Origin of the sequence: Serratia sp. LS-1, from assembly GCF_003719595.1 — a bacterium.
GTDB classification, from domain to species: Bacteria; Pseudomonadota; Gammaproteobacteria; order Enterobacterales; family Enterobacteriaceae; genus Serratia; species Serratia ureilytica.
The window spans coordinates 1166468-1188827 of the sequence record NZ_CP033504.1 but is presented as its reverse complement, the minus strand read 5'-3'; the positions used below and the strand labels follow the sequence as shown (position 1 = coordinate 1188827).

The following is a 22360-nucleotide window of genomic DNA, read 5'->3' as shown; positions in this document are numbered from 1 at the left end:
CCCTTTGGGTATTCACGGTGAAAAGATTAGGCGTCGAGCGCCTTGCTGATCTTCTCGTACAGATCGCCGGACAGGTTTTCCAACCCTTTCAGCTGTTCCAACGCTTTGCGCATCAGCGCCTGGCGACCGGCGTCGTAACGCTTCAGGCGAATCAGCGGTTCGATCAGGCGCGCGGCGATCTGCGGGTTGCGCTGGTTGAGATCGCTGAGGATCTCCACCAGGAATTGATAACCGCTGCCATCCGCCGCATGGAACGCCGCCGGATTGCCTGAAGCGAAGCCGCCGATCAGCGAGCGGGTGCGGTTCGGGTTGCTCAGGCTGAACGAGCGGTGTTGCAGCAGCGCACGCACCTTGCTCAACACATCCGCCGACGGGCTGCTCCCCTGCAGCACGAACCATTTGTCCATCACCAGGCCATCCTGATGCCAGCGCTCGTCGAACGCCGCCAACAGCGCATCGCGACACGGCAACTGGGCCGCAACCGCAGCGGACAGCGCCGCCAGCGAGTCGGTCATGTTATCCGCCTGGCGATACTGTTCGCTCACCAGTTGGTCCGCCAGCGCCGCATCTTCGCCGAACGCCAGATAACCCAGGCACACATTGCGCAAGGCGCGCTTGGCGATGTCGGCGTGCTCCACGCGGTAGCCGTCGGTCTTGTTGGCGTGATACACCGCCAGCCACTCATCGGCCAACTCCCGCGCCAGGCAGCGAACGATCGCTTCGTGCACCGCGGCGATCGCTTCCGGATCGATGGTGGCGAACAGTTCAGCGATTTCGTTCTCCGACGGCAGCGTTAGGATCTGCGCCGCCAGCGCCGGATCCAGCGTCTCGTTCAGCAACACCGCACGGAACGCGTCGGCCACGTGCAGCGGCAGCGACAACGGCTGCTTCTGCTGGTGCCGCGCCACGTTCAGTTTGATGTAGGTCGCAAGCAGGCTCTGCGCCGCATCCCAACGCGCAAACTCATTGCGCGCGTGCTGCATCAGGAAGGTCAGTTGCTGATCGCTGTACGGATAATCCAGTTTCACCGGCGCAGAGAATTCACGCAGCAGCGACGGCACCGGCTTGTGCGCCACGCCGTCGAACACGAAGGTCTGCTCCGCTTCGGTGACGTTCAGCACGTTGTTGACCGGCAGGCCGCCCTTCTGCAGCGCGATGACGTTGCCTTCGCTGTCGTACAGCTCGATATCCAGCGGAATATGCAGCGGCAACTTCTCAGGCTGATCGGCGGTCGGCGGGGTTTTCTGGCTGACATGCAGGCGATATTGCTGAGTTTCCGCATCGTACTCGTCGCGCACCGTCAACAGCGGCGTGCCGGACTGGCTATACCAACGGCGGAAGCGCGACAGATCCACGTTGGACGCGTCCTCCATCGCCTGTACGAAGTCATCGCAGGTGGCGGCGCTGCCGTCGTGGCGTTCGAAATAGAGCTGCATCCCTTTCTGGAAGTTCTCTTCCCCCAGCAGGGTGTGCATCATGCGGATCACTTCAGAACCTTTCTCATACACCGTCAGGGTGTAAAAGTTGTTCATCTCGATGACTTTATCCGGACGAATGGCGTGCGCCATCGGGCTGGCGTCTTCGGCGAACTGCGCGCCGCGCATCACGCGCACGTTATCGATGCGGTTGACCGAACGCGAGCCCAGATCGGAACTGAACTCTTGATCGCGGAACACCGTCAGCCCCTCTTTCAGGCTGAGCTGGAACCAGTCGCGGCAGGTGACGCGGTTGCCGGTCCAGTTGTGGAAGTATTCGTGGCCAATCACCGCTTCGATGTTCAGGTAATCTTTGTCGGTGGCGGTTTCCGCCTTCGCCAACACGTATTTGGAGTTAAAGATATTTAACCCTTTGTTCTCCATCGCGCCCATATTGAAGAAATCGACCGCCACGATCATATAAATGTCGAGATCGTATTCCAGACCGAAGCGGGTCTCGTCCCACTTCATCGAGTTTTTCAACGAGGTCATCGCCCAGTCGGCGCGATCCAGGTTGCCGCGATCGACAAACAGCTCCAGCGCGACCTTACGGCCGGAACGGGTGGTGAAGCTGTCGCGCAGCACGTCGAAGTCCCCCGCCACCAACGCGAACAGGTAGCAAGGTTTCGGGAACGGATCCTGCCATTGCACCCAGTGGCGACCATCGGCCAATTCACCCTGGCCAATACGGTTGCCGTTCGACAGCAGGAACGGATAGCGCGCCTTGTCGGCCACGATGCGGGTGGTAAAGCGCGCCAGCACGTCCGGGCGATCCTGGTAATAGGTAATATGATGGAAGCCTTCGGCTTCGCATTGCGTGCACAGCGCATCGCCGGACAGATACAGCCCTTCCAGCGCGGTGTTTTTCGCCGGGTGAATATCGTTGACGATGGTCAGAGTGAATTGTGCCGGCAACGCTTCGACGATCAGCTGGTTATCCTGCTGACGATAGGCGCTCCACGGTTGACCGTCGACCTGAATGCTCACCAGCGTCAGATCCTCGCCATCCAGCACCAGCGGTGCGCCGGCTGCGCCCTGACGTTTGATTTTACTGACGGCGGTCACGCGCGTGGTTTCCGCGTCCAGACTGAAGTCCAAATCGATGTCGGTCGTGGTGTAATCGGGCGCGCGATAATCGTGGCGATATTTTGCCTGTGGCTGTTGTGTCATAAAAACCCTTAAACGTCTCAGTGAGTTATAGGTGCCAGGCCGCTCTTCTCCTCCGCGCCGTCGCTGGGGATTTCCCCTGCGGCGCTCGGCGAACCTGATTGTGAATAAACTGTATCACAGCTGGCTGAAAAGCCCAGATCCGCCGGGCAAGCGCGATAAAGAAATCAGAGGCAAATCATAGTTCACCCACCAGATGGCAGCGCGGGTGACCAATGGCTAAATAAAAATCAGCATTTAATGCTAAAAAACCGCCTTCGCGGCGCTCCGGCATTGTTGAGGCGGCACAGGCGGCATGATGGTATAATTGCCGAATCAGGCTCAGGGATGACTCGCACTATGAAAATCAAATACGCTATCTATTTTTTCACCCTGTGCCTGATGACCTCCTTCTCGCTGTTCATCGTCGAGGAACTGCTCGAAGCCCATACCGAGTACCGCGATAACCAGCTCAACCTGTATAAGATCGATCGCGCCAAAGAAATCTCCGAGGCCTTTCAGGCTTCGCTGCAGGCTCACCGTCTCAAACGCTTGAGCCTGATCGATCCGCAAATCACTCGCGCGCAGTGTCTGGCCGCCGATCGGGTGGCGCGTGAGAAAATCGCCCGGATCCGCGAGCATCTGAATGACACGGTCGCCAGGGAGCTGGGTGTGCGGCAAAAAATCGCCGCGCTGTCGATGATCGGCCTGATGGAACAGTTGCTGGATAACGACAACCTGCAGCTTTCGCAGGTCAACAACGCCAACGCCAACCTGTTCAACATCAACAGCGCCTATTACATCTCGCAAACCAGCAAGAGCTATTACCGCTACACCTACGATACCCGAATGGTGGATACCGACTCCTTTATGTTTCTCGAGGCCATTCGCCTCAACAACCGGCTGAATATGTCGCTGACGGAGTTAAGCGATCAGATTATCGACGTCAACGTCAGCCCGCTCGATCGCAAAGACGCCTATCTGAAGTCCATTCAGTTGACCGGCGTCCTGAACGCGCTGAGCACCCGGTTGATCTTCATGAAGCTCAACTACGACGACGTGCAAACCACCAGCATCGTCAATCAGTTGCTCAGCCAGGTGTCTACCGAACGCCTCAAGCAGATTACCGATGGGCTATACACCGCCATCAATACCCAAAAGCCCTATCCCGCCGCGCTGATCTCGCGCTATGTCGACGAGTTGAGCGGGCTTTCTCAGACGCTGTATCAACGCAGCTTCGAGCTGGAAACCGTCGCTTCGCGTCACAAGATTTATGACAGCCAGACCACCATTTACGGCATGATCGCGCTCGCCGGTCTGGGGGTGCTGCTGTTCATTTTGCCGGCGCTGGTGTTCTGCACCAACATCAACCGCTGGTTGACCAAAACCCACAACAATATCGTGCGGCTGTCGCGCGGCGAGATGAATATCGATCGCAACGACGCCTTCTACAGCCGGGAACTGATCGCCATCAGCGACGCCATTCAACAGCTCAGACAATATCAGTTGGACAAGGTCTCGCTGGAAAGCGAGAAACAGCTGCTGATTAAAGAGCTTGAGGCCTCTTCCTTCCTCGATCCGCTCACCAACATTTATAACCGCCGTAAATTCTTCCTCGAATGCCAGCTATTGGGCGACGGTAGCTACCCGCAGGCCTTTTGCCTGATCGATATCGACAACTTCAAACAGCTCAACGACAGCTACGGCCACGATGTCGGTGACCGGGCGCTGGTGGAATTCGGCCATCTGTTGCAACGCGCGTTTCGCGCCAGCGACATCTTCTGCCGCTACGGTGGTGAAGAGTTCGCGGTGCTGCTGGGCAACTGTTCGTTGGACAACGCGCGGGACATCATGGAGCAATTGCGCGCCCGCACCCATCGCCTGACGCTGAATCTGGCCGACGGGCGGCAAGTGCGTTTCACCACCAGCTGCGGCATTGCGCCGGTCAACGCGTTCACTGCGCTGCAGGCGGCGATCAAACAGGCGGACGAAGCGCTTTATTTTTGCAAAAAGAACGGCAAGGATCGGGTCAGCGTGCACACCCAGGCCGGGTTTATCTGATTTGTTGTTTAAAATAATTAACATTATAATTTTTATGACTAATTAGGCTAAGTCATTCACCTTACAGGCATATCTGGCTTTTTTCCCCCGCCGCCGTCGCCAGCCCGCCATAAAGGCACGTTTAATCCTCGACCCGCTTCGGTGATTTATGGTGTGATGCAGCTTCAATAACAGGATAATCCGGGTATACTCCACCCCCACTTTTATGATTATCCGGATTTGGACACGCGCCTGACGAGGATGCTGTAACGCGCTATGACTCAATACGCTTCCCCGATTTTGACATCACTGCTTGATACCGATGCTTACAAGCTTCATATGCAGCAAGCAGTGTTCCATCGCTATCCCGCGATCAGCGTGGCGGCGGAATTCCGCTGCCGCGGCGACGAACTGCTGGGCGAATATGCCGACGAGATCCGCGCGCAGGTCGCCCTGATGAGCCAGCTGGCGCTGACCGACGCCGAATTCGCTTACCTTTCGGGCCTGCCCTTCTTCCGTCAAGATTACCTGAGCTGGCTGCGCACGTTCCGATACGATCCGCAGCAGGTGACCATCGACAACCGCGACGGCAAGCTGCAAATCCGCATCGCCGGGCCGTGGCGTGAAGTGATCATGTGGGAAGTGCCGCTGCTGGCGGTGATCAGCGAAGTGGTGCACCGCCGGCGTTCTCCGCTGGCGACGCCGGAACAGGCGGTAGCCCACCTGCAAACCAAGTTGGCGCAGTTCAAGACGCTGGCGGGCGATTTGGATCTTTCACGCTTCAAGCTGATGGACTTCGGCACCCGTCGCCGTTTCTCCCAGGGCGTACAACAGGCCATCGTCAGCACCTTGCAGGCCGAATTCCCGTACCTGTCGGGCACCAGCAATTACGATCTGGCGCATCAGCTCGGCCTGGCGCCGGTCGGCACGCAGGCGCATGAATGGTTCCAGGCGCATCAGCAGATAAGCCCGGTGCTGGCCAACAGCCAGCGCGCCGCATTGCAGGCCTGGCTGGATGAATACCCGGATCAGCTTGGCATCGCGCTCACCGACTGCATTACCATGGATGCTTTCCTGCGCGACTTCGGCCCGCAGTTCGCCGAGCGTTATCAGGGGCTGCGCCACGATTCGGGCGATCCCGTCGAGTGGGGCGAGAAAGCCATTGCCCACTATCAGAAACTGGGCATCGACCCCATGAGCAAAACGCTGGTGTTCTCGGACAACCTGGATCTGGAAAAAGCGCTGGCGCTCTATCGCCACTTCTATCAGCGCATCAATCTCAGCTTCGGTATCGGCACGCGCCTGACCTGTGATATTCCGGGCGTTAAACCGTTGAATATCGTGATCAAGCTGGTCGAATGCAAAGGCAAACCGGTGGCTAAGCTCTCCGACAGCCCCGGCAAGACCATCTGCCAGGACCAGGCATTCGTGCGGGCCTTGCGCAAGGCCTTCGATCTGCCGCTGGTGAAGAAAGCCAGCTGAACCTTCTCTATATAGAGAGAAAGAAAGCCGGCCCGGTTTACGCGCCGGCTTTTTTGTTTTTATCCCGAACGCCCTCTTTTCAGTCAGCCGCGATAAATGTTGCGACAATCCGATGATTTCTGCTTGTGCTCTGCACCGCGGCAAGTAACATAGCCATTACCCCCATATTCTTGGGTTGTAAGCTATTTCTAAACCAAATTATTAAAGAGAGAAATCTATGAGCGTAGTGCCTGTAGTCGACGTACTGCAAGGTCGTGCTGCGGTTGACAGTGAAGTCACCGTACGCGGCTGGGTACGTACCCGGAGAGATTCAAAAGCTGGTATCTCCTTCCTGGCCGTCTATGACGGTTCCTGCTTTGATCCGTTACAGGCCGTCGTTAATAATTCTCTGCCGAATTATCAGGATGAAGTGCTGCATCTGACCACCGGTTGTTCGGTTGAAGTCACCGGCAAAGTCGTCGCTTCACCGGGCGAAGGCCAGAGCTTCGAACTGCAGGCTACCGCGATCAACGTGGTCGGCTGGGTCGACGATCCGGACACTTACCCGATGGCGGCCAAGCGCCACAGCATCGAATACCTGCGCGAAGTGGCTCACCTGCGCCCGCGCACCAACCTGATCGGCGCCGTGGCGCGCGTACGTCATACTCTGGCGCAGGCGATCCACCGCTTCTTCCATGAAAATGGGTATTTCTGGGTCTCTACTCCGCTGATCACCGCCTCCGATACCGAAGGCGCCGGCGAGATGTTCCGCGTGTCCACGCTGGATCTGGAAAACCTGCCGCGCACCGACAAAGGCACCGTCGATTTCAGCGAAGACTTCTTCGGTAAGGAAGCCTTCCTCACCGTTTCCGGCCAGCTGAACGGCGAAACCTACGCTTGCGCGCTGTCGAAGGTTTACACCTTCGGCCCAACCTTCCGCGCCGAAAACTCCAACACTAGCCGCCACCTGGCGGAGTTCTGGATGATCGAACCGGAAGTGGCCTTCGCTACGCTGGACGACGTCGCCGGCCTGGCCGAAAGCATGCTGAAGTATGTGTTCCAGGCGGTGCTGGATGAACGTGCCGACGATCTGAAATTCTTCGCCGAGCGCGTGGATAAAGACGCTATCGCTCGTCTGGAGCGCTTCGTGTCTTCCGATTTCGCCCAGGTGGACTACACCGACGCCATTGAGATCCTGCTGGCTTCGGGCCAAACCTTCGAAAACCCGGTTTCCTGGGGCATCGATCTCTCTTCCGAGCATGAACGTTACCTGGCGGAGAAACACTTCCAGGCGCCGGTGGTGGTGAAAAACTACCCGAAAGACATCAAAGCGTTCTACATGCGCATGAACGAAGACGGCAAGACCGTCGCGGCCATGGACGTGCTGGCGCCGGGCATCGGCGAAATCATCGGTGGCTCGCAGCGTGAAGAACGCCTCGACGTGCTCGATCAGCGTCTGGAAGAGATGGGGCTGAATAAAGAAGACTACTGGTGGTATCGCGATCTGCGCCGCTACGGCACCGTGCCGCATTCCGGTTTCGGCCTGGGCTTTGAACGTTTAATCGCCTATGTCACCGGCGTGCAAAACGTGCGCGATGTGATTCCATTCCCGCGCACGCCGCGTAACGCAAGCTTCTAATTTATACGATCACACGTTTTTTAAACGATTTCGTTACAAAACAAAGGCCAGCATCGCTGGCCTTTCGCATTTTTTAATATTGACGCACGTCACAAAGTTCCCGAAAAATTACATTTGGTTACACATGTTTTCCTTTTGCAACCTGATTGGGACATTGGTATCATTTTCGTCCTAGATTAACCCGCCTGTGAATGGAACACTGCGTTCAGACACAGGACGACACCAATCTATCAACAATAGTTCCCAAAGAATTATTGGCGGCAGTGGCAAAGGTGTCCGAATAACACCAATGAGGGTAATAATGATGAAGCGCAACATTCTTGCAGTGGTAATCCCGGCTCTGTTGGCTGCTGGTGCAGCAAACGCAGCTGAAATCTACAACAAAGACGGCAACAAGCTGGATCTGTACGGCAAAGTTGACGGTCTGCACTACTTCTCCAAAGACAAAGGTAATGACGGCGATCAGACCTATGTTCGTTTCGGCTTCAAAGGTGAAACCCAGATTACTGACCAACTGACCGGTTACGGCCAGTGGGAATACAACGTTCAGTCCAACCACGCCGAATCTCAGGGCACCGAAGGCACCAAAACCCGTCTGGGCTTCGCCGGTCTGAAATTCGCTGACTACGGCTCCTTCGACTACGGCCGTAACTACGGCGTACTGTACGACGTGGAAGGCTGGACCGATATGCTGCCAGAGTTCGGTGGCGATACTTACACCTACTCCGACAACTTCATGACCGGCCGTACCAACGGCGTTGCGACCTATCGTAACAACAACTTCTTCGGTCTGGTTGACGGTCTGAACTTCGCTCTGCAATACCAGGGCAAAAACCAGAACGACGGCCGTGACGTCAAAAAACAAAACGGCGACGGCTGGGGCATTTCCTCTACTTATGACATCGGCGAAGGCGTAAGCTTCGGCGCTGCATACGCTTCTTCCAACCGTACCGACGACCAGAAACTGCGTTCAAACGAGCGTGGCGACAAGGCTGACGCATGGACCGTGGGCGCGAAATATGACGCCAACAACGTCTACCTGGCGGCAATGTATGCAGAAACCCGTAACATGACTCCGTTCGGTGGCGGTAACTTCACCAACACTTGCGCAGCGACTGAAAACTGCGGCGGCTTCGCTAGCAAAACTCAGAACTTCGAAGTGACTGCTCAGTATCAGTTCGACTTCGGTCTGCGCCCAGAAGTGTCTTACCTGCAGTCTAAGGGTAAAAACCTGAACGTCCCAGGCGTGGGTTCTGACCAAGATCTGGTTAAATATGTTTCTGTTGGTACCACTTACTACTTCAACAAAAACATGTCCACCTATGTTGATTACAAAATCAACCTGCTGGATGACAACGACTTCACCAAAGCAACCGGCATCGCAACTGACGATATCGTAGGCGTTGGTTTGGTATACCAGTTCTAAGTTGTCTCGCTTATCGGCGGTTCACCGTCGACTAAGTTAAAAAAACAGGGCTTCGGCCCTGTTTTTGTTTGTATCAGCCGGTAACTTTTTATCCTGCCGATTCCCCCTTCCCCATCATTTTTTCTGTCGAATCCTTCACGTTCATAAGATCGCGGTGTTTTTATCGCAAACGGTTGGCAAAGCCGATAACTGGCGCTACCCTGATGCTTCTGTCTGCTTAACTCCGAGATTTGGAAGCACCTGACATGTTTGAAAAAATCACCGCCGCACCCGCCGACCCGATCCTGGGCCTGACCGACATTTTCCGCGCCGACGCCCGCCCGAATAAAATCAATTTAGGCATTGGCGTTTATAAAGACGAAACCGGTAAAACCCCGGTGCTGACCAGCGTAAAGAAAGCTGAACAGTATCTGTTGGAAAATGAGACCACCAAAAACTATCTCGGCATTGAGGGCATCCCGGCGTTCGCCAGCTGCACGCAAGAGCTGCTGTTCGGTAAAGAGAGCCCGATCGTCGCCGATCGCCGCGCGCGCACCGCACAGACGCCTGGCGGCACCGGCGGCCTGCGCGTGGCGGCAGACTTTATCGCCAACCAGACCAGCGCCAAACGCATCTGGATCAGCAACCCAAGCTGGCCGAACCACAAGAACGTCTTTAGCGCCGTGGGCCTGGAAGTGCTGGAATACGCCTACTATGACGCCGCCAACCACGCGTTGGATTTTGACGGCCTGCTGAACAGCCTGAAACAGGCGCAGGCCGGCGATGTCGTGCTGTTCCACGGCTGCTGCCATAACCCGACCGGTATCGATCCAACGCCGGAACAGTGGGCGCAGCTGGCTGAACTTTCCGTCGCCAACGGGTGGTTGCCGCTGTTCGACTTCGCTTATCAGGGCTTCGCCAACGGCCTGGAAGAAGATGCGCAGGGCCTGCGTATTTTCGCCGCCAAACATAAAGAACTGATCGTCGCCAGTTCCTATTCGAAAAACTTCGGTCTGTACAATGAGCGCGTCGGCGCTTGCACTATTGTAGCCGCCGATGCCGAAACCGCCGATCGCGCCTTCAGCCAGGTGAAAGCGGCCATTCGCGCCAACTACTCCAACCCGCCGTCACACGGCGCCGCCGTTGTCGCCACCATTCTGGGCAACGATGCGCTGCGCGCGATGTGGGAACAAGAGCTGACCGATATGCGCCAACGCATTCACCGCATGCGTCAGCTATTTGTGAACACCCTGCAGGAGAAAGGCGCGCAGCAGGACTTCAGCTTCATCATCCAGCAGAACGGCATGTTTTCGTTCAGCGGCCTGACCAAAGAGCAGGTGCTGCGTCTGCGTGAAGAGTTTGGCGTTTACGCTGTGAACTCGGGCCGGGTGAACGTGGCGGGCATGACGCCGGACAATATGGCGCCGCTGTGTGAAGCCATCGTCGCCGTGCTCTAAGCGCGTCGGCGAAAGCCACCAGTTTGAAGGGGCGCGCTATGCGCCCCTTAATTATTTCTGCCGGGAAATGATCGTTACCACACCGCCGGCTCTTCGCGCAGGAACGGGTTGGTCTGGCGCTCGTGACCGAAGGTCGACATTGGACCGTGGCCGGGAATAAAGCGAATGTCGTCGCCTAACGGCAACAGCTTGGTGCGAATAGAGGCGATCAGCGCCTGATGGTCACCGCGCGGGAAGTCGCTGCGCCCCACGCCGCCGTTAAACAGCACGTCACCCACCAGCGCCAAACGCGCCTGCTCATTGATAAAGACAATGTGGCCCGGTGTGTGCCCAGGACAATGCAACACCTTGAGCTTCATCTCGCCCACCTGCATCTCATCGCCTTCCGACAACCAACGGGTCGGGGTCAGCGGCGCACACTCTTCCAGCCCGAACATCCGGCTCTGCGCCGGCAAACCATCCAGCCAAAAAGCGTCCTCTTTATCCGGGCCGTAAATCGGCACCTGATAATGTTCCGCCAGCTCCGCCGCCGCGCCGACGTGATCCAAATGGCCGTGCGTCAGCAAAATCTGCGTGATTGTCACACCCTGCTTCGCCACTTCCGCTTTGATTTTTTCCGCTTCGCCGCCGGGATCGACCAACGCCGCCTGCTGCGTGTTTTCACACCAGATCAGGCTGCAATTCTGGCTAAAAGCGGTAACGGGAATAAGATGGTATTTCATAAGGCTCCAACGACAATAACGCCGCCTCCGCAAGGAGCGGCGTTATTCACTGAGGGCACCGCGATTACCAGCTCCGAACCGGGCCGGTATCGATGTGCACGAAGTTGCTACGTGGGTAATATCCTACACCACCAGCGCGCATTTTTAACGCCGCTTTACGGATATTACTCAATTGGATACCTTCAATATGGAAATCCATCGCCTGGCCCTTGGTATGGTAGCTGTGCTTGGCCACACCACGGCTGTGCGCGCGCAATTCGTTGTTGGTATCTACGGAACGGTAACCGGAGATCAGCTGCACCGGCTTGCTGGTACCCAGCAGCCCCTGCAGGCGATAGAGGTGATCAAACAAACTGGGATCGATCGATTTAACCTTGTTGGCGCGATAATCGCGGAACAGATGATTTAGCCGAACCAACTCTTCTTTATTGTAGCCTTTGCCGTCAAAGAACTCGGCTTTAATAGATTCACCGGTATTCAGGTTATTCAACACTAAAATACGCGGTCGAGCGGTGGAAAGACTGGCAAACGCCTGCCCAGGGAGCAGCGCTATGCCCATAGCTGCGCCGCCTAGCGCCAGCCATTTACGGCGATGATGATCAATTTTGTCCATGACTCTGTTAAACCCGGCAAGAATGTCAAAATAAATGCACAAAGCAGCGCACTGTCCGAACCATAACCGCCTGCGTATGCTGAGTCAACCCGCGATACGCCTAGGTTTACAGGCCCCCAGGTAAGAGGGCCTGCGGTATAGCCAAACATTCTGACCGTTATTTATTTATAATTACTGCATTTACTGCATTAATTTTTTGGCCTGAGCCAAAATTTGTGCGCCCGATCTCACCGTATTATCATAATTGTAAATATCTGTACGGAATTGCGGTTGGCCGTCATCCGAAACCCAGGCGGTCAGATAATACAGTTTTACGGGAATACGCTGGCGAATATTCACATAAGTAGTATTCCCTTCTTTCAGCGTGGAGGAAACGCGGCTATTGTTCCAGCCGGCATCCTGCAGCAGCATATTTGCCAAATCGGAAGCCTTGTTCACCCGCACGCAGCCGGAGCTGAGCGCGCGAATGTCTTTCTGGAACAGGCTGTGGTTCGGGGTATCGTGCAGGTAGATCGCGTCCGAACTCGGCATATTGAACTTGAAACGCCCCAGCGAGTTGGTGGCGCCCGGCGCCTGGCGCACACGATACGGGAAGTTGCGCGCAGAGACCATGCTCCAGTCGATCATCGCCGGGTTGATCACCTCCGCATCGTTGCTCCAACCCGACAGCACGGTATAGCCGTGTTTCTGGAAATAGTTACCGTCGCGCATCGCCTTCGGCACGATATCCTCACGCACCAGCGTAGTCGGTACGTTCCAAGGCGGGTTGACCACCACGTTGTTCAACGCGCTGCTCATCAGCGGTGTCTTGCGGCTCGGCCGCCCGACGATAACGCGGGAGGACAGCACTTCGTTGCCGTTCTGGTAGTAGGTCAGCGAGTAGTTGGGAATATTCACCATAATGCCGGTGCCGACATGCCCCGGTAAAATTCGCAGACGTTGGATATTCAACGCCAGCAGCGCGGCGCGGGTTTTCGGTGACACGTTGAGCCACTCGCGAGTGCGCACGCCGATCACGCCGTCCGCCGTCAGCCCCTGCCATTTCTGGAAACGTTTGACGCCCTCCACCAGCTCGTTGGTATAGAGGTTGTCGCTCACCACGCTGCCGACCTGCGGCGGCGTCTGTTCAGCGGTCAACTCCGTCACTGGCGCCGCCGACGGACTGACCGTCACACGCCCCTTCTCTTCGTCTACCGTCAGCCCGCCGTCATCAGGCTCATTGCTCTTCGCCGAGACGACCGCCGGCTCCGGCTCGGCCTCCGGCGCCGAAGCGGCCAGCATGCCAGTGCGCGTCAGGATCTCACGCAGCGCAGGAATATCGTTGCTCATTTGTCCTGGGCGCAGGCTCGGGCCGCTGCCCACCTGTGGCCAGGGGCGGTTATCCGCCAGCATATCGCGCAGCGCCTGATGCATCTTGGCGTATTGCGGGTGCTGCGGCGCGAGCGAATTCACGTAGCTCAGCGTGCGCGCCTGACGCACCGCCAGCTGCCATTGGTTGATCACCGCAGTGGGCGGCAAGCCAAGCTTGTAGGGAATATTGCTGTACAGCCAACTGGTGCCGTTGGCGCCGATAGCGGACACGAACTGCAAATAGCCCAACATCGCATCGGACAGCACCACATCGCGGCCTACGTCATTGAGCGCCGGATTGGTCAACATCTTCACCCATTGGGTGAACTGCGGCTGCACGCCGGACATCGCCAGCTCGGCCAGCTGCTGTTGAAACTGCTGAACGGCCTCGCGATCCTGCCACATCGGCTGCATATGATTCGCCGCATACAGCGGCGCCAGCGTGGAAAGGTAGTGCAGATCCATGCCGCGCGGCAACGCGGCCAGCAGTTCAGAACGGCTCTGCGCAACGGACATGCCTGCTGATGCCACCGGTAACGCCGTTACGGTGGCCAATGCGGAAAACGACGACACAAGACTACAGGCGATAGCGCCACTCAGCGCCAAACGTCGTAGAGAGTTTCCCTTTTTAAGCAACATCCCTTGCCCCCTGTATGCTCACAAAAAAACGTCAAAAAACTGCATATAGCTTCAGTATACAAACAGAAAGGCCGTTTCGCCCTGCGGACGTCGAATTACTGTTTATCTGATTAAACTAACCGCTTTTCAACGGATAAAAAAGCAGGACTATCATCCACGCGCACAAAAAAATAGCCACCCTGCGGCGGCTATTTTCAGATTTTTAGGGCGTTTTTCTGCGTTACGGCGTTTCGACCGGCGCAGTACCCAGCGCCGGCGGCTCGCTGGCGAAACCGCGCAGCCCCACCACGTGCACATGCTCGTGGTTCTGGAACACCTTACGCACCAGTTTATAGGTGGTGCCCTTCTCAGGACTGATGTTTTCCGGCGCCGCGATAATCAGCTGCATCTCCAGACGGTCACACAACTCGAACAGCGTGGCGATCGATTTGGCATCCAGACGCGCCGCTTCATCGAGGAACAGCAAGCGACATGGCGAGATGTCTTTACCGCGCAGGCGGCGGGATTCTTCTTCCCAGCTCTGCACCACCATCACCAAAATTGACATCCCGGTACCGATGGCTTCACCGGTAGACAAGGCGCCGCTTTCCGCACGCAGCCAGCCGTCGGAGCCACGGTACACTTCCACTTCCATCTCCAGGTAGTTGCGGTAGTCCAGCAACTCCTCACCGATGGTCTGCGGCGTGCGCTGCCCCATATCGATCTGCGGATTCAGACGCTGATACAGCTTGGCCAACGCTTCGGAGAAGGTCAGGCGGTTGCTGTTGAACAGATCCTGATGCTGTTCCTGTTGCTCGGAGAGCACGTCCAGCAGGGTGGCGTGCGCTTCGCGCACGTTGACGTTCAGACGGACGCTCTTCACCTGGCCGAAAGCAACGGCCTGCAACCCCTGGTTCAGCATGCGAATGCGGTTCTGCTCGCGCTGAATGGTTTTGCGAATGATGTTGGCCACGCTTTTCGAACTGATCGCCAGCTTCTGCTCGCGCGCGGTCAGTTCTTCGGTCAGACGGCCCAGCTCAATCTCCATCTGCTCGATGGCCTCGACCGGATCATCGGTACGGATGATGTCCTGGCGGATACGCTCACGCAGGTGTTGATACACCGCGATATAGAACTGAATCTTACGCTCCGGCCGCTTCGGATCTTCCGACAGACGCAGCACGTCGCGCAGGTGTTCGTTGTCCGCCACCGCCAGACGCAGCGCGCCGAGCGCCTTATCCGACATCGAGCGCAGCTCGTCGCCATCCATATACGCCAGCTCGCGGCGATGCAGGCGGCGTTCCACGCCGTTGTCTTTCACCAGACGCATCACCGCGCACCAGCCCGCCTTGGCGGTCACCACCTGCTCGCGCAGCTGATGGTAGTCGCGTTCCAGCTTGCGCAGTTTCTTCTGCAGGCCATCCATTTCGGCTTCGCAGAAGGTCAGCTGTTTCTCCAACTGATTGCGGCGAGCGCGGTTGTTGCTCAGCGCCGCATGCAGCTCGTCGCGGCGCTGACGCGCGCGCGCTTCCGCGTTGGCGTCGGCCTGCACGCCGATATCCACCAGCTCCTGGCTCAGCTCTTTCAGCATGTCGCGCTTGGCGTCATACGAGCTTTTCAGCGAGGCCAGCACCTGGCTGTATTGGGTGAACTGGGTTTGATATTGACGCAGTTGCTCACGGGCGCGGGCGCGTTCGGCTTCCGCCTGTTCCAGACGCTGGCGCAGCTTGTCGTTGAGATCGTTGTTGGCATTCTGCATGCCGGCGGAGTCGGTATAGCTGAAGTGCGCGCGACGCTGCACCACCTCTGTCAACGCGAACGCCTGCTGTTTGGCCTGACGCTGCACGCTTTGCGCCTGCGCGTAGTCCTGCTGCAGCTGTTCATGCTGCTGCGGATCGCTCTGCAGCACCGACAGCAGCGGCTCCAGCTTGGTCAGCGACACCCCGTGCTGTTGAATGTGGCGCGCGGCGTCCTGCGCTTCTTCCAGCTCTTCACGGATCTCATCGACGCGATCCTGCAGCGTTTCATCGTTCAGCAACGACACCAGCGGCATCAGGCGGTTGAGCGCGGAAATGCCCTCTTTGGCCTGCTCGTACTGCTGGCGCTGCTGCTGATTCTGCGCTTCGTGATTGTTCAGCGCACGCTCGATCTCGCCGCGACGGGCGTTCAGATTGCGGATCTCCGCTTCCGGGTCAGCGTCGAACGCCACCGCCAGATGGGTGCCGATAAAGCGGCTGAAGGCCTGATGCGAACGCTGGGTTTTCTGCACGTCGAACGACAGCGTGGCATAGCGCTCCGCCAGCGTTTCACGCTCGGCATGCAGCACTTCCAGACGGTTTTCGCGCGCCGCGCGGCCGAACAACGGCACTTCCGGGTAGCGGGAATAACGCCACTGGCGATCGGCGATCTTCACCACCACCGCTTTGTCCTGCTCTTCGACGGCGAATACGCTGTCATCGAACGACTGCGGATCCCCTTCGATCAGGTAAAGATCTTCCGGGCAATCCTCCAGCCCTTCCAGCATCTCGCGCACCAGCGACAGATCCGGCACCACGATGGCGTGGCGCGAAGGGCCGTACAGCGCCGAGAAGTAAGGCGCGTCGTCGATGGTGACGTCATCGTAAATTTCCGACAGCAACACGCCGCCGAAACGTTCGGCCAAGGTGACCAGGCGTTGATCTTCCGCGCCGCCCGGCTGGCTGAGACGTTCGATCTGCGCTTCCACTTCGCGCTTGCGGGCCGCCACTTCGTCGCGCTCGACGGTGGTTTCACGCTCGCGCTCCAGCAGCTGCTGCATGTATTCGGTCACCTGCTGGCTATTTTCCAGCGGCTCTCCGCTCTGATCGCTGAGCTGGCTCAGGGCGTCCTGCGCCGCCAGCCACACCGGTGCGCGCGCCGTCAGCTCACGGATGCGCTGCTGGATCTGCTCCAGCTCCTGGCGCATCTCCATGCGGCGTTCACCGGCTTCGCTGACGTTCTGCGACAGCGCTTCCAGGCGCTCTTCCAGCTCCTGCTGCAGCATGTCGAGATCGTCCGGCTGGTACTCCTGACCATGGCGTTTGCAAAATTCTTGCAGCAGCCGCTCGGCGTCCTGCTGCGAGCGCAGGCGCTGTTCCAGTTCGCTCAGGCGCAGTCGCAGCGGCTGAACGCGCTCGGCGAGGTGTTGCTGCGAAGGCCAGTCGCGCAGCAATTCGCGCGCGCACTGCCAGGCTTCGCTGCGGCTGACCTGGCCGGCGATTTTACCCACCAGCTGATAGGCCTGCTCGAACTGGCCGTGCGCGGCGTCGGCCACGCTCAGCTTTTGCTCCAGCATCAGCAGCGCTTCGGTCGCCTCCTGCTCGCGAGCCTGGAAGGTGTCCAGCCACTGTTCGGCGTTGTCGGCGGTCAGGTCCGGCAGTTGGCACAGCGCGCGCGCGCGCTCCAACGCCTGCAGCGCCTGTTGGTACTGAATGGCGCGGGTCTGCTGCACGTCAAGCGCCTGCTGGTAGTCGGCCAGCTGGCTCTTCAGCTCGTCCACTTCCAGCTCGGCCGCTTCGGCGCGCGCTTCGTTCTCGGCCTGCTGCTCGCTCGCCTCGGCCACCACTTCGTTCTGCTCTTCCAGGCGGTAGGTCAGCTCTTCCAGATCGGCTTCATAGCGTTCGATCTTCTCCTGCTGACGCATCGCCGTCTGCACCAGGTTCAGGTGGTCGCTGGCGGCCTGGTAATCGGTTTCCAGATCGGATTCGGCGCCGCTCTGCTCGCTCAGCTCACGCGCCATTTCCACATGGCGATACTGTTCGGCGGCCAGCTGCTTGCGGCTGCCCAACAGATCGCTGCGCAGCGCCAGCGCCCCGTCCAGGTGGATGCGGCGTTCGTTGGCGTGGCGCATATAGTCCGCCGCCACATAGGAGGTGGCCTCGGAGATCAAATGCTTGAACAGGTCGCGATCCGACTGGGTAACGCGGATCGCTTCCAGCGTCATGCGGTTTTCGCGCAGCGCCGCTTCCATGTCCTGGAACGCCTTGCGCACGCCGCTGTTTTCCGGCAACAGGTAGTCGCGCAGCGAGCGGGTGATGGCGCTGGAGATGCCGCCGTACAGCGACGCTTCAATCAGACGATAGAATTTGCTGCGATCGGCGGACGAACGCAGGCGTTTTGGGATCACGCCCAGATCGAACATCAGCGAGTGGTAATCGGTGATCGAGTTGAACTGCTTGAACTGCACGCCTTCCATCTCTTCCACGCGCTCTTTCAACTCTTGCAGCGACAGCACGCGCGCCTGGCGCTCACCCACGGTCTGGGTCAGCAATTCAGTCGGCTGTACCGCGGTCGGCAGGCCCTGGATGGTGAAAGGTTTGATATCGACCTTGCGATCGCGTCCCGCCACCTGCTGCAGACGCACGCCAACCACCACGCGCTGGTGGCGCGAGTTGACGACGTCGAGGGTGGAGTAACATACGCCGGCGCGCAGCTTGCCGTGCAGGCCCTTGTCGCGCGAACCGCTGGTGGCGCCCGCTTCGGTGGTGTTACGGAAGTGCAGCAGCGTCAGATCGGGGATCAGTGCGGTGACGAAGGCCGCCATGGTGGTGGATTTCCCCGCCCCGTTCCCGCCGGACAGCGTGGTCACCAGCTCATCGAGATCAAAGGTGCGGGCAAAGAAGCCGTTCCAGTTAACCAGCGTCAGCGAGCGAAATTTACCGCGTTCAATCATTCCTGTTCATCCTCTGCACCGTCAGGAGCGTTATCAACCTGCTGATCCTCAGCGTCATTCTCATCGTTAAGCGACAGGCTGGTTTCAACCGGCATCGCCTCGCCGTCGCGAATCATGCGCAGCTGCGCTTCACGCGGATCGTCGCCGCTGCGCACGTCGGCGCCGAAGCGGAACACCGCCTCGGTAATGCGGAACTTGCTGCTGTCATTGCCCATGAAATAGACCATGCCGAGGCGGCGCAGGCGGTTCAGCGAGGTGCGCACCTTCTCGTGCAGCTTCTGCCGATCGAGATCCGAACCGGTAGAGCGCTGGTTGACGAACTTGAGCAGCTTGTTCTCATCCGCCAGGCTCAGCAGTTCATCGTACAGCTCCTGATGGCTGAAAATGCCTTCGTGCGCCAGGCGCTCGGGGCTGAGATACAGGTAACACAAGATCTTGCCGACCATCATATCCAGCTCGGACAGCACCGAACGCGGGATCAGCGTGGTGGAGCGCGGGCGCAAATAGAAGAAACCTTCCGGCGCCCGAATCAGCTCGACGCTGTAACGGTTGTAAAACTCTTCCAGCTCATCCTGGAAATCCATTAAAAAGGCGTGGTTGTCCAGCTCATCGATACCGATGTGACGACCCGCGCGCAGTTGGCTGTCCAGCGCCGGGAACAGCGAGTTGGACAACGCTTTGGCCAGCTTGACTGGCATTACTTGTTCAATATTTGTCGATGACATGGGCCTGGACCTTGGCTCCGTAATCATTGATTGCCTGCCATTCCGCCGGCAACCCTGAGAAATCTGCTTCAGCCACACCGAGGCGCACTGCCTGGTCGACCACTAAACGTGCCACGTCGAAATGACGCGCACGCGGATATTGCGCCAGGTAATCGCGCATCACCGCTGCAAGGTTGAGCGGCATCTGCTGTTCCTGGTACACCTTCAACGCCTCTTCGATCATCGCCGCCAGCTGTTCGCGAATCTCGCTGAACTCTTCGAACTCCAGATCCGGCGGCAGTTCCCCGGTCACTTCCTCGCTGCGCAACGCCAGTTCTTCGTCGCGCATGTCCAGCAAACGATCGGCATTGGCATGGGTCAGCGCCCACGGGTGGTCGAAATAGGTTTGCACCGACTGGCGCAAGCGTTGGGCGAACACGCGGTTTTTATCCATATCGATAGCGGTACGGATAAATTTGTGTACGTGGCGATCGTAGCCGATCCACAGGTCGATCGCCTGTTGACCCCAGCTGATGATGCGATCCAGCTTGCTCTGCAGATCGAACACCAGCTTGTCGACGAAGCCCAGCTCCACGTTGCCGAGGGTCGCGTCCTGGATGCGCAGCAGGTTGGCCTGCAGCTTATCGCCCGCCGCATCCAGCGTATCCTGCAGTTCGCGCAGGGTGCCTGAGGTTTCCGACAGCAGCATTTCGCAGCTGGAGATCGCCGCCCGCCAGTCTTTGCTCAGCAGCGCCGCGATGTCATTTTTCACGCTCTGCTGCTGCTCGTCCATCACGCGTTGCGTCATGTCGATGCTGTCGAAGATTTCCGCCACCGAATATTTCAACGGCGCGAACACGTTGCGGTGCCAATGGAAATCGTCGCCGCCCTCGTCGGCGGCATCGGCGGCGCGCTTCAGTTCCTGCGCCACGATCGACAGCTGCATCGACAGACGCAGCGTGGAGAATTCGCGTTGGCGAATATAGTAATCGGTAATGCCGATACCCAGCGGCGTCAGGCGGTAAATCGCGTTACCGTCCGCCAGTTCGCTGGTAAAGCGGTTCAACAAGCGCTGGCGCACCATGTCGTTGATCGCATTGTTGGCGCGCATCGCCACCGTTTCATGCGTCTGTTCAAAACCCTTGCTGACATGGCGAAATGCATCAACCAGCTCACCTTCGCTCATCTCGCCGTCCAGCCGTTCGCCATTCAGGGTGGCGATAGCGAGCAGAAATGCGAGACGCTCCGTAGGGAGCGAAATAGAGAAATCATTTTTCCGTGCCCAGGCGACCAGTTCGGGTACTGTCTGGGAAAATTCACTCATAGTTCGTCCTTCAGGTTTGGTTTATGCGCCATGACGTGAATATAGCGCCCCAAACTCACGTACGGCTCCTGCCGGCAATAGTGCTGTTCAAGCGCCAGTAACTCTTCAAATTTTTGGGTTTGCAGCTGTCTGCTCTGCAGATAGTCGTGGAACACCCGCACGCCGGTTTTGCCGCTGATGCGCATGCCCAGCTGTTCCAGCCAGCCGTAGACCAATAGCGGATCGTGCGGATATTGCGGCGACAGCGAACGCTTGCGGCGCCGTCTGACCTCGGGATCCACCAATTGGAAGTTACCCAACACCACGTTACGCATCAAGAGACCGTTGGCGTTGAAGAACATCAGCGACAGCGCGCCGCCCGGCGTCAGACAATCGCACAACGCCTGCAGCGCCGCCACGGGTTCAGCGATCCATTCAAGCACTGCATGAAACAATATCAGATCAACCGGCTGTTCCAAATGTTGAGCGATATCCTGCGCAGAACTTTGTACGAATTGCATGTTCTGGCTCACACCTTTCTGCTCCGCCAGCTGCGCGGCGCGCTGGATCATCTCACCAGAAAGATCGCACAACAACACCTGATGTCCTAATTCTGCCAGTTGGCAAGCCATATGGCCTTCACCGCCCCCGGCATCAAGGATGCGCAGCGGCCGCTGCGGCAACTGGGCCAGCAGCCCGGTCAGATCCTGCCAAACCACCGCCTGGCGGATTTTTCCTTTCGTGGTGCCGTAAATATTACGCGCAAATTTTTCAGCAATATCGTCAAAATTACGATCCTGCATGGACAACGGCTCCGCTGATCTCAGTCTTGTCGGCGGCAAAGCGCACGCCCATTCAAACCTGCTATTTTGGCACAGACTGGCTTAGAATGTATCTTCTTGCGGCCTGTTTATGCCTGGATGCCGTTTTTTCACTCAAAAGGATCTGATTTTCGATGCTGTTCAACCTGAAAAAGTTCTTTGGCGCTCTGCTGATGCCGCTGCCGCTGTTGATGCTGCTGATGGGGCTGGCGCTGCTGCTGCTGTGGTTCACCCGCTGGCAAAAAAGCGGTAAGACGATTTTCACGCTGAGCTGGCTGTTTTTACTGCTTTTCAGCCTGCAACCGGTGGCCGACCGCCTGCTGCGGCCGATCGAAGCCGAATACCAGACATATCGCGGCAACGATGCGGTCAGCTACATCGTGGTGTTGGGCGGAGGCTATACCTACAATCCCGACTGGGCACCCAGCTCGAACCTGCTCGGCAACAGTCTGCCGCGCGTGACGGAGGGCGTGCGGCTCTATCTGGCGCACCCTGGCGCCAGGATGGTGTTTACCGGCGCGCCCGGCGGACGCATGCAGAGCAACGCCGCCACGGCAGCGCTGGTAGCGGAAAGCCTGGGCGTGCCGCGCAGCGACATGGTGATCCTGGGGGAACCGCGCGATACCGAGGAAGAAGCCGCTCAGGTAGCCAAGTTGGTCGGTGAACATCCCTTCCTTCTGGTGACTTCCGCCAACCATCTGCCGCGCGCCATGCGTTTCTTCGAGGCTAAGGGCCTGCACCCGATCCCGGCCCCGGCCAACCAATTGGCGATCGACTCGCCGCTGAATATCTGGGATCGCGCCACGCCGTCGTCAATGTTCCTCGGCCATACCGAGCGCGCCTGGTATGAAACGCTGGGCAGCCTGTGGCAGCGGCTGAAAGGCGCGGATAGCGCCGGCGCCGAGTAAGGCCCCGT

General features: G+C 58.1%; 14 protein-coding genes. 6 read left to right on the top strand and 8 right to left on the bottom strand.

Annotation, left to right across the window (positions count from 1 at the left end; translation table 11 throughout):
* Nucleotides 1-26 precede the first annotated feature (26 nt).
* On the bottom strand, nt 27-2645 hold the full coding sequence (pepN, locus tag EDY99_RS05745; RefSeq protein WP_047572033.1) for an aminopeptidase N: 2619 nt from the start codon (nt 2643-2645) through the stop codon (nt 27-29).
* 336 nt (nt 2646-2981) lie between these two features.
* Here pepN and EDY99_RS05740 point away from each other — a divergent pair, with 336 nt between their 5' ends.
* The 5 genes from EDY99_RS05740 (at nt 2982) to EDY99_RS05720 (ending at nt 10623) form a co-directional block, all read left to right on the top strand.
* Complete coding sequence (locus tag EDY99_RS05740; protein ID WP_033650680.1) at nt 2982-4682, top strand: GGDEF domain-containing protein; 1701 nt, start codon at nt 2982-2984, stop codon at nt 4680-4682.
* A 255-nt stretch (nt 4683-4937) separates the two neighbouring features.
* Entirely contained in the window at nt 4938-6143 is a 1206-nt protein-coding gene (pncB, locus tag EDY99_RS05735; RefSeq protein WP_033642577.1) for a nicotinate phosphoribosyltransferase, read from the top strand.
* Between the two features lie 217 nt (nt 6144-6360).
* Nucleotides 6361-7761 (top strand): asparagine--tRNA ligase, encoded by a 1401-nt coding sequence (gene asnS / locus EDY99_RS05730; RefSeq protein ID WP_042784118.1) that lies wholly within the window; start codon nt 6361-6363, stop codon nt 7759-7761.
* A gap of 301 nt (nt 7762-8062) precedes the next feature.
* Nucleotides 8063-9187 carry a porin OmpC gene (gene ompC / locus EDY99_RS05725; RefSeq protein WP_046686781.1) on the top strand — a complete coding sequence of 375 codons (1125 nt, stop codon included), beginning with the start codon at nt 8063-8065 and terminating at the stop codon, nt 9185-9187.
* Nucleotides 9188-9432: 245 nt separating this feature from the next.
* On the top strand, nt 9433-10623 hold the full coding sequence (locus tag EDY99_RS05720; RefSeq protein WP_033642574.1) for an amino acid aminotransferase: 1191 nt from the start codon (nt 9433-9435) through the stop codon (nt 10621-10623).
* Between the two features lie 74 nt (nt 10624-10697).
* On the opposite strand, the gene EDY99_RS05715 is transcribed toward EDY99_RS05720, so the two are convergent.
* The 7 genes from EDY99_RS05715 to cmoM form a co-directional block, all read right to left on the bottom strand.
* A complete protein-coding gene (locus EDY99_RS05715; protein ID WP_123061557.1) occupies nt 10698-11345 on the bottom strand; it encodes an MBL fold metallo-hydrolase in 648 nt (215 codons plus the stop codon).
* Between the two features lie 64 nt (nt 11346-11409).
* Nucleotides 11410-11958 carry a YcbK family protein gene (locus EDY99_RS05710; protein ID WP_004928217.1) on the bottom strand — a complete coding sequence of 183 codons (549 nt, stop codon included), beginning with the start codon at nt 11956-11958 and terminating at the stop codon, nt 11410-11412.
* A gap of 180 nt (nt 11959-12138) precedes the next feature.
* Nucleotides 12139-13947: a L,D-transpeptidase gene (ldtD, locus tag EDY99_RS05705; protein ID WP_071991639.1), complete on the bottom strand. Its 1809-nt coding sequence runs from the start codon at nt 13945-13947 to the stop codon at nt 12139-12141.
* A 220-nt stretch (nt 13948-14167) separates the two neighbouring features.
* On the bottom strand, nt 14168-18616 hold the full coding sequence (gene mukB / locus EDY99_RS05700; RefSeq protein WP_089196851.1) for a chromosome partition protein MukB: 4449 nt from the start codon (nt 18614-18616) through the stop codon (nt 14168-14170).
* The gene (gene mukE / locus EDY99_RS05695) at nt 18613-19341 is read right to left on the bottom strand and encodes a chromosome partition protein MukE (RefSeq protein WP_004928226.1); all 729 of its coding nucleotides are present in this window, start codon (nt 19339-19341) and stop codon (nt 18613-18615) included. The genes mukB and mukE overlap by 4 nt, the downstream gene beginning before the upstream one ends.
* Nucleotides 19322-20644, bottom strand: a complete 1323-nt coding sequence (gene mukF / locus EDY99_RS05690; RefSeq protein WP_004928228.1) for a chromosome partition protein MukF — start codon at nt 20642-20644, stop codon at nt 19322-19324. Before mukF ends, mukE begins: the two co-directional genes overlap by 20 nt.
* Nucleotides 20641-21426 carry a tRNA uridine 5-oxyacetic acid(34) methyltransferase CmoM gene (gene cmoM / locus EDY99_RS05685; RefSeq protein WP_033642570.1) on the bottom strand — a complete coding sequence of 262 codons (786 nt, stop codon included), beginning with the start codon at nt 21424-21426 and terminating at the stop codon, nt 20641-20643. Before cmoM ends, mukF begins: the two co-directional genes overlap by 4 nt.
* Nucleotides 21427-21578: 152 nt before the next feature.
* Between cmoM and elyC the strand changes: the two genes are divergently transcribed.
* Entirely contained in the window at nt 21579-22352 is a 774-nt protein-coding gene (gene elyC, locus EDY99_RS05680; RefSeq protein WP_042784114.1) for an envelope biogenesis factor ElyC, read from the top strand.
* The last annotated feature ends 8 nt before the right edge of the window (nt 22353-22360 follow it).

Bases quoted from the DNA above. Each gene is read 5' to 3' on its own strand.
- EDY99_RS05740 (WP_033650680.1), top strand. From the start codon at position 2,982: ATGAAAATCAAATACGCTATCTATTTTTTCACCCTGTGCCTGATGACC.
- ompC (WP_046686781.1), top strand. From the start codon at position 8,063: ATGATGAAGCGCAACATTCTTGCAGTGGTAATCCCGGCTCTGTTGGCT.
- pepN (WP_047572033.1), bottom strand. From the start codon at position 2,645: ATGACACAACAGCCACAGGCAAAATATCGCCACGATTATCGCGCGCCC.
- asnS (WP_042784118.1), top strand. From the start codon at position 6,361: ATGAGCGTAGTGCCTGTAGTCGACGTACTGCAAGGTCGTGCTGCGGTT.
- elyC (WP_042784114.1), top strand. From the start codon at position 21,579: ATGCTGTTCAACCTGAAAAAGTTCTTTGGCGCTCTGCTGATGCCGCTG.
- mukE (WP_004928226.1), bottom strand. From the start codon at position 19,341: ATGTCATCGACAAATATTGAACAAGTAATGCCAGTCAAGCTGGCCAAA.
- EDY99_RS05710 (WP_004928217.1), bottom strand. From the start codon at position 11,958: ATGGACAAAATTGATCATCATCGCCGTAAATGGCTGGCGCTAGGCGGC.
- mukB (WP_089196851.1), bottom strand. From the start codon at position 18,616: ATGATTGAACGCGGTAAATTTCGCTCGCTGACGCTGGTTAACTGGAAC.
- ldtD (WP_071991639.1), bottom strand. From the start codon at position 13,947: ATGTTGCTTAAAAAGGGAAACTCTCTACGACGTTTGGCGCTGAGTGGC.
- EDY99_RS05720 (WP_033642574.1), top strand. From the start codon at position 9,433: ATGTTTGAAAAAATCACCGCCGCACCCGCCGACCCGATCCTGGGCCTG.
- mukF (WP_004928228.1), bottom strand. From the start codon at position 20,644: ATGAGTGAATTTTCCCAGACAGTACCCGAACTGGTCGCCTGGGCACGG.
- EDY99_RS05715 (WP_123061557.1), bottom strand. From the start codon at position 11,345: ATGAAATACCATCTTATTCCCGTTACCGCTTTTAGCCAGAATTGCAGC.
- cmoM (WP_033642570.1), bottom strand. From the start codon at position 21,426: ATGCAGGATCGTAATTTTGACGATATTGCTGAAAAATTTGCGCGTAAT.
- pncB (WP_033642577.1), top strand. From the start codon at position 4,938: ATGACTCAATACGCTTCCCCGATTTTGACATCACTGCTTGATACCGAT.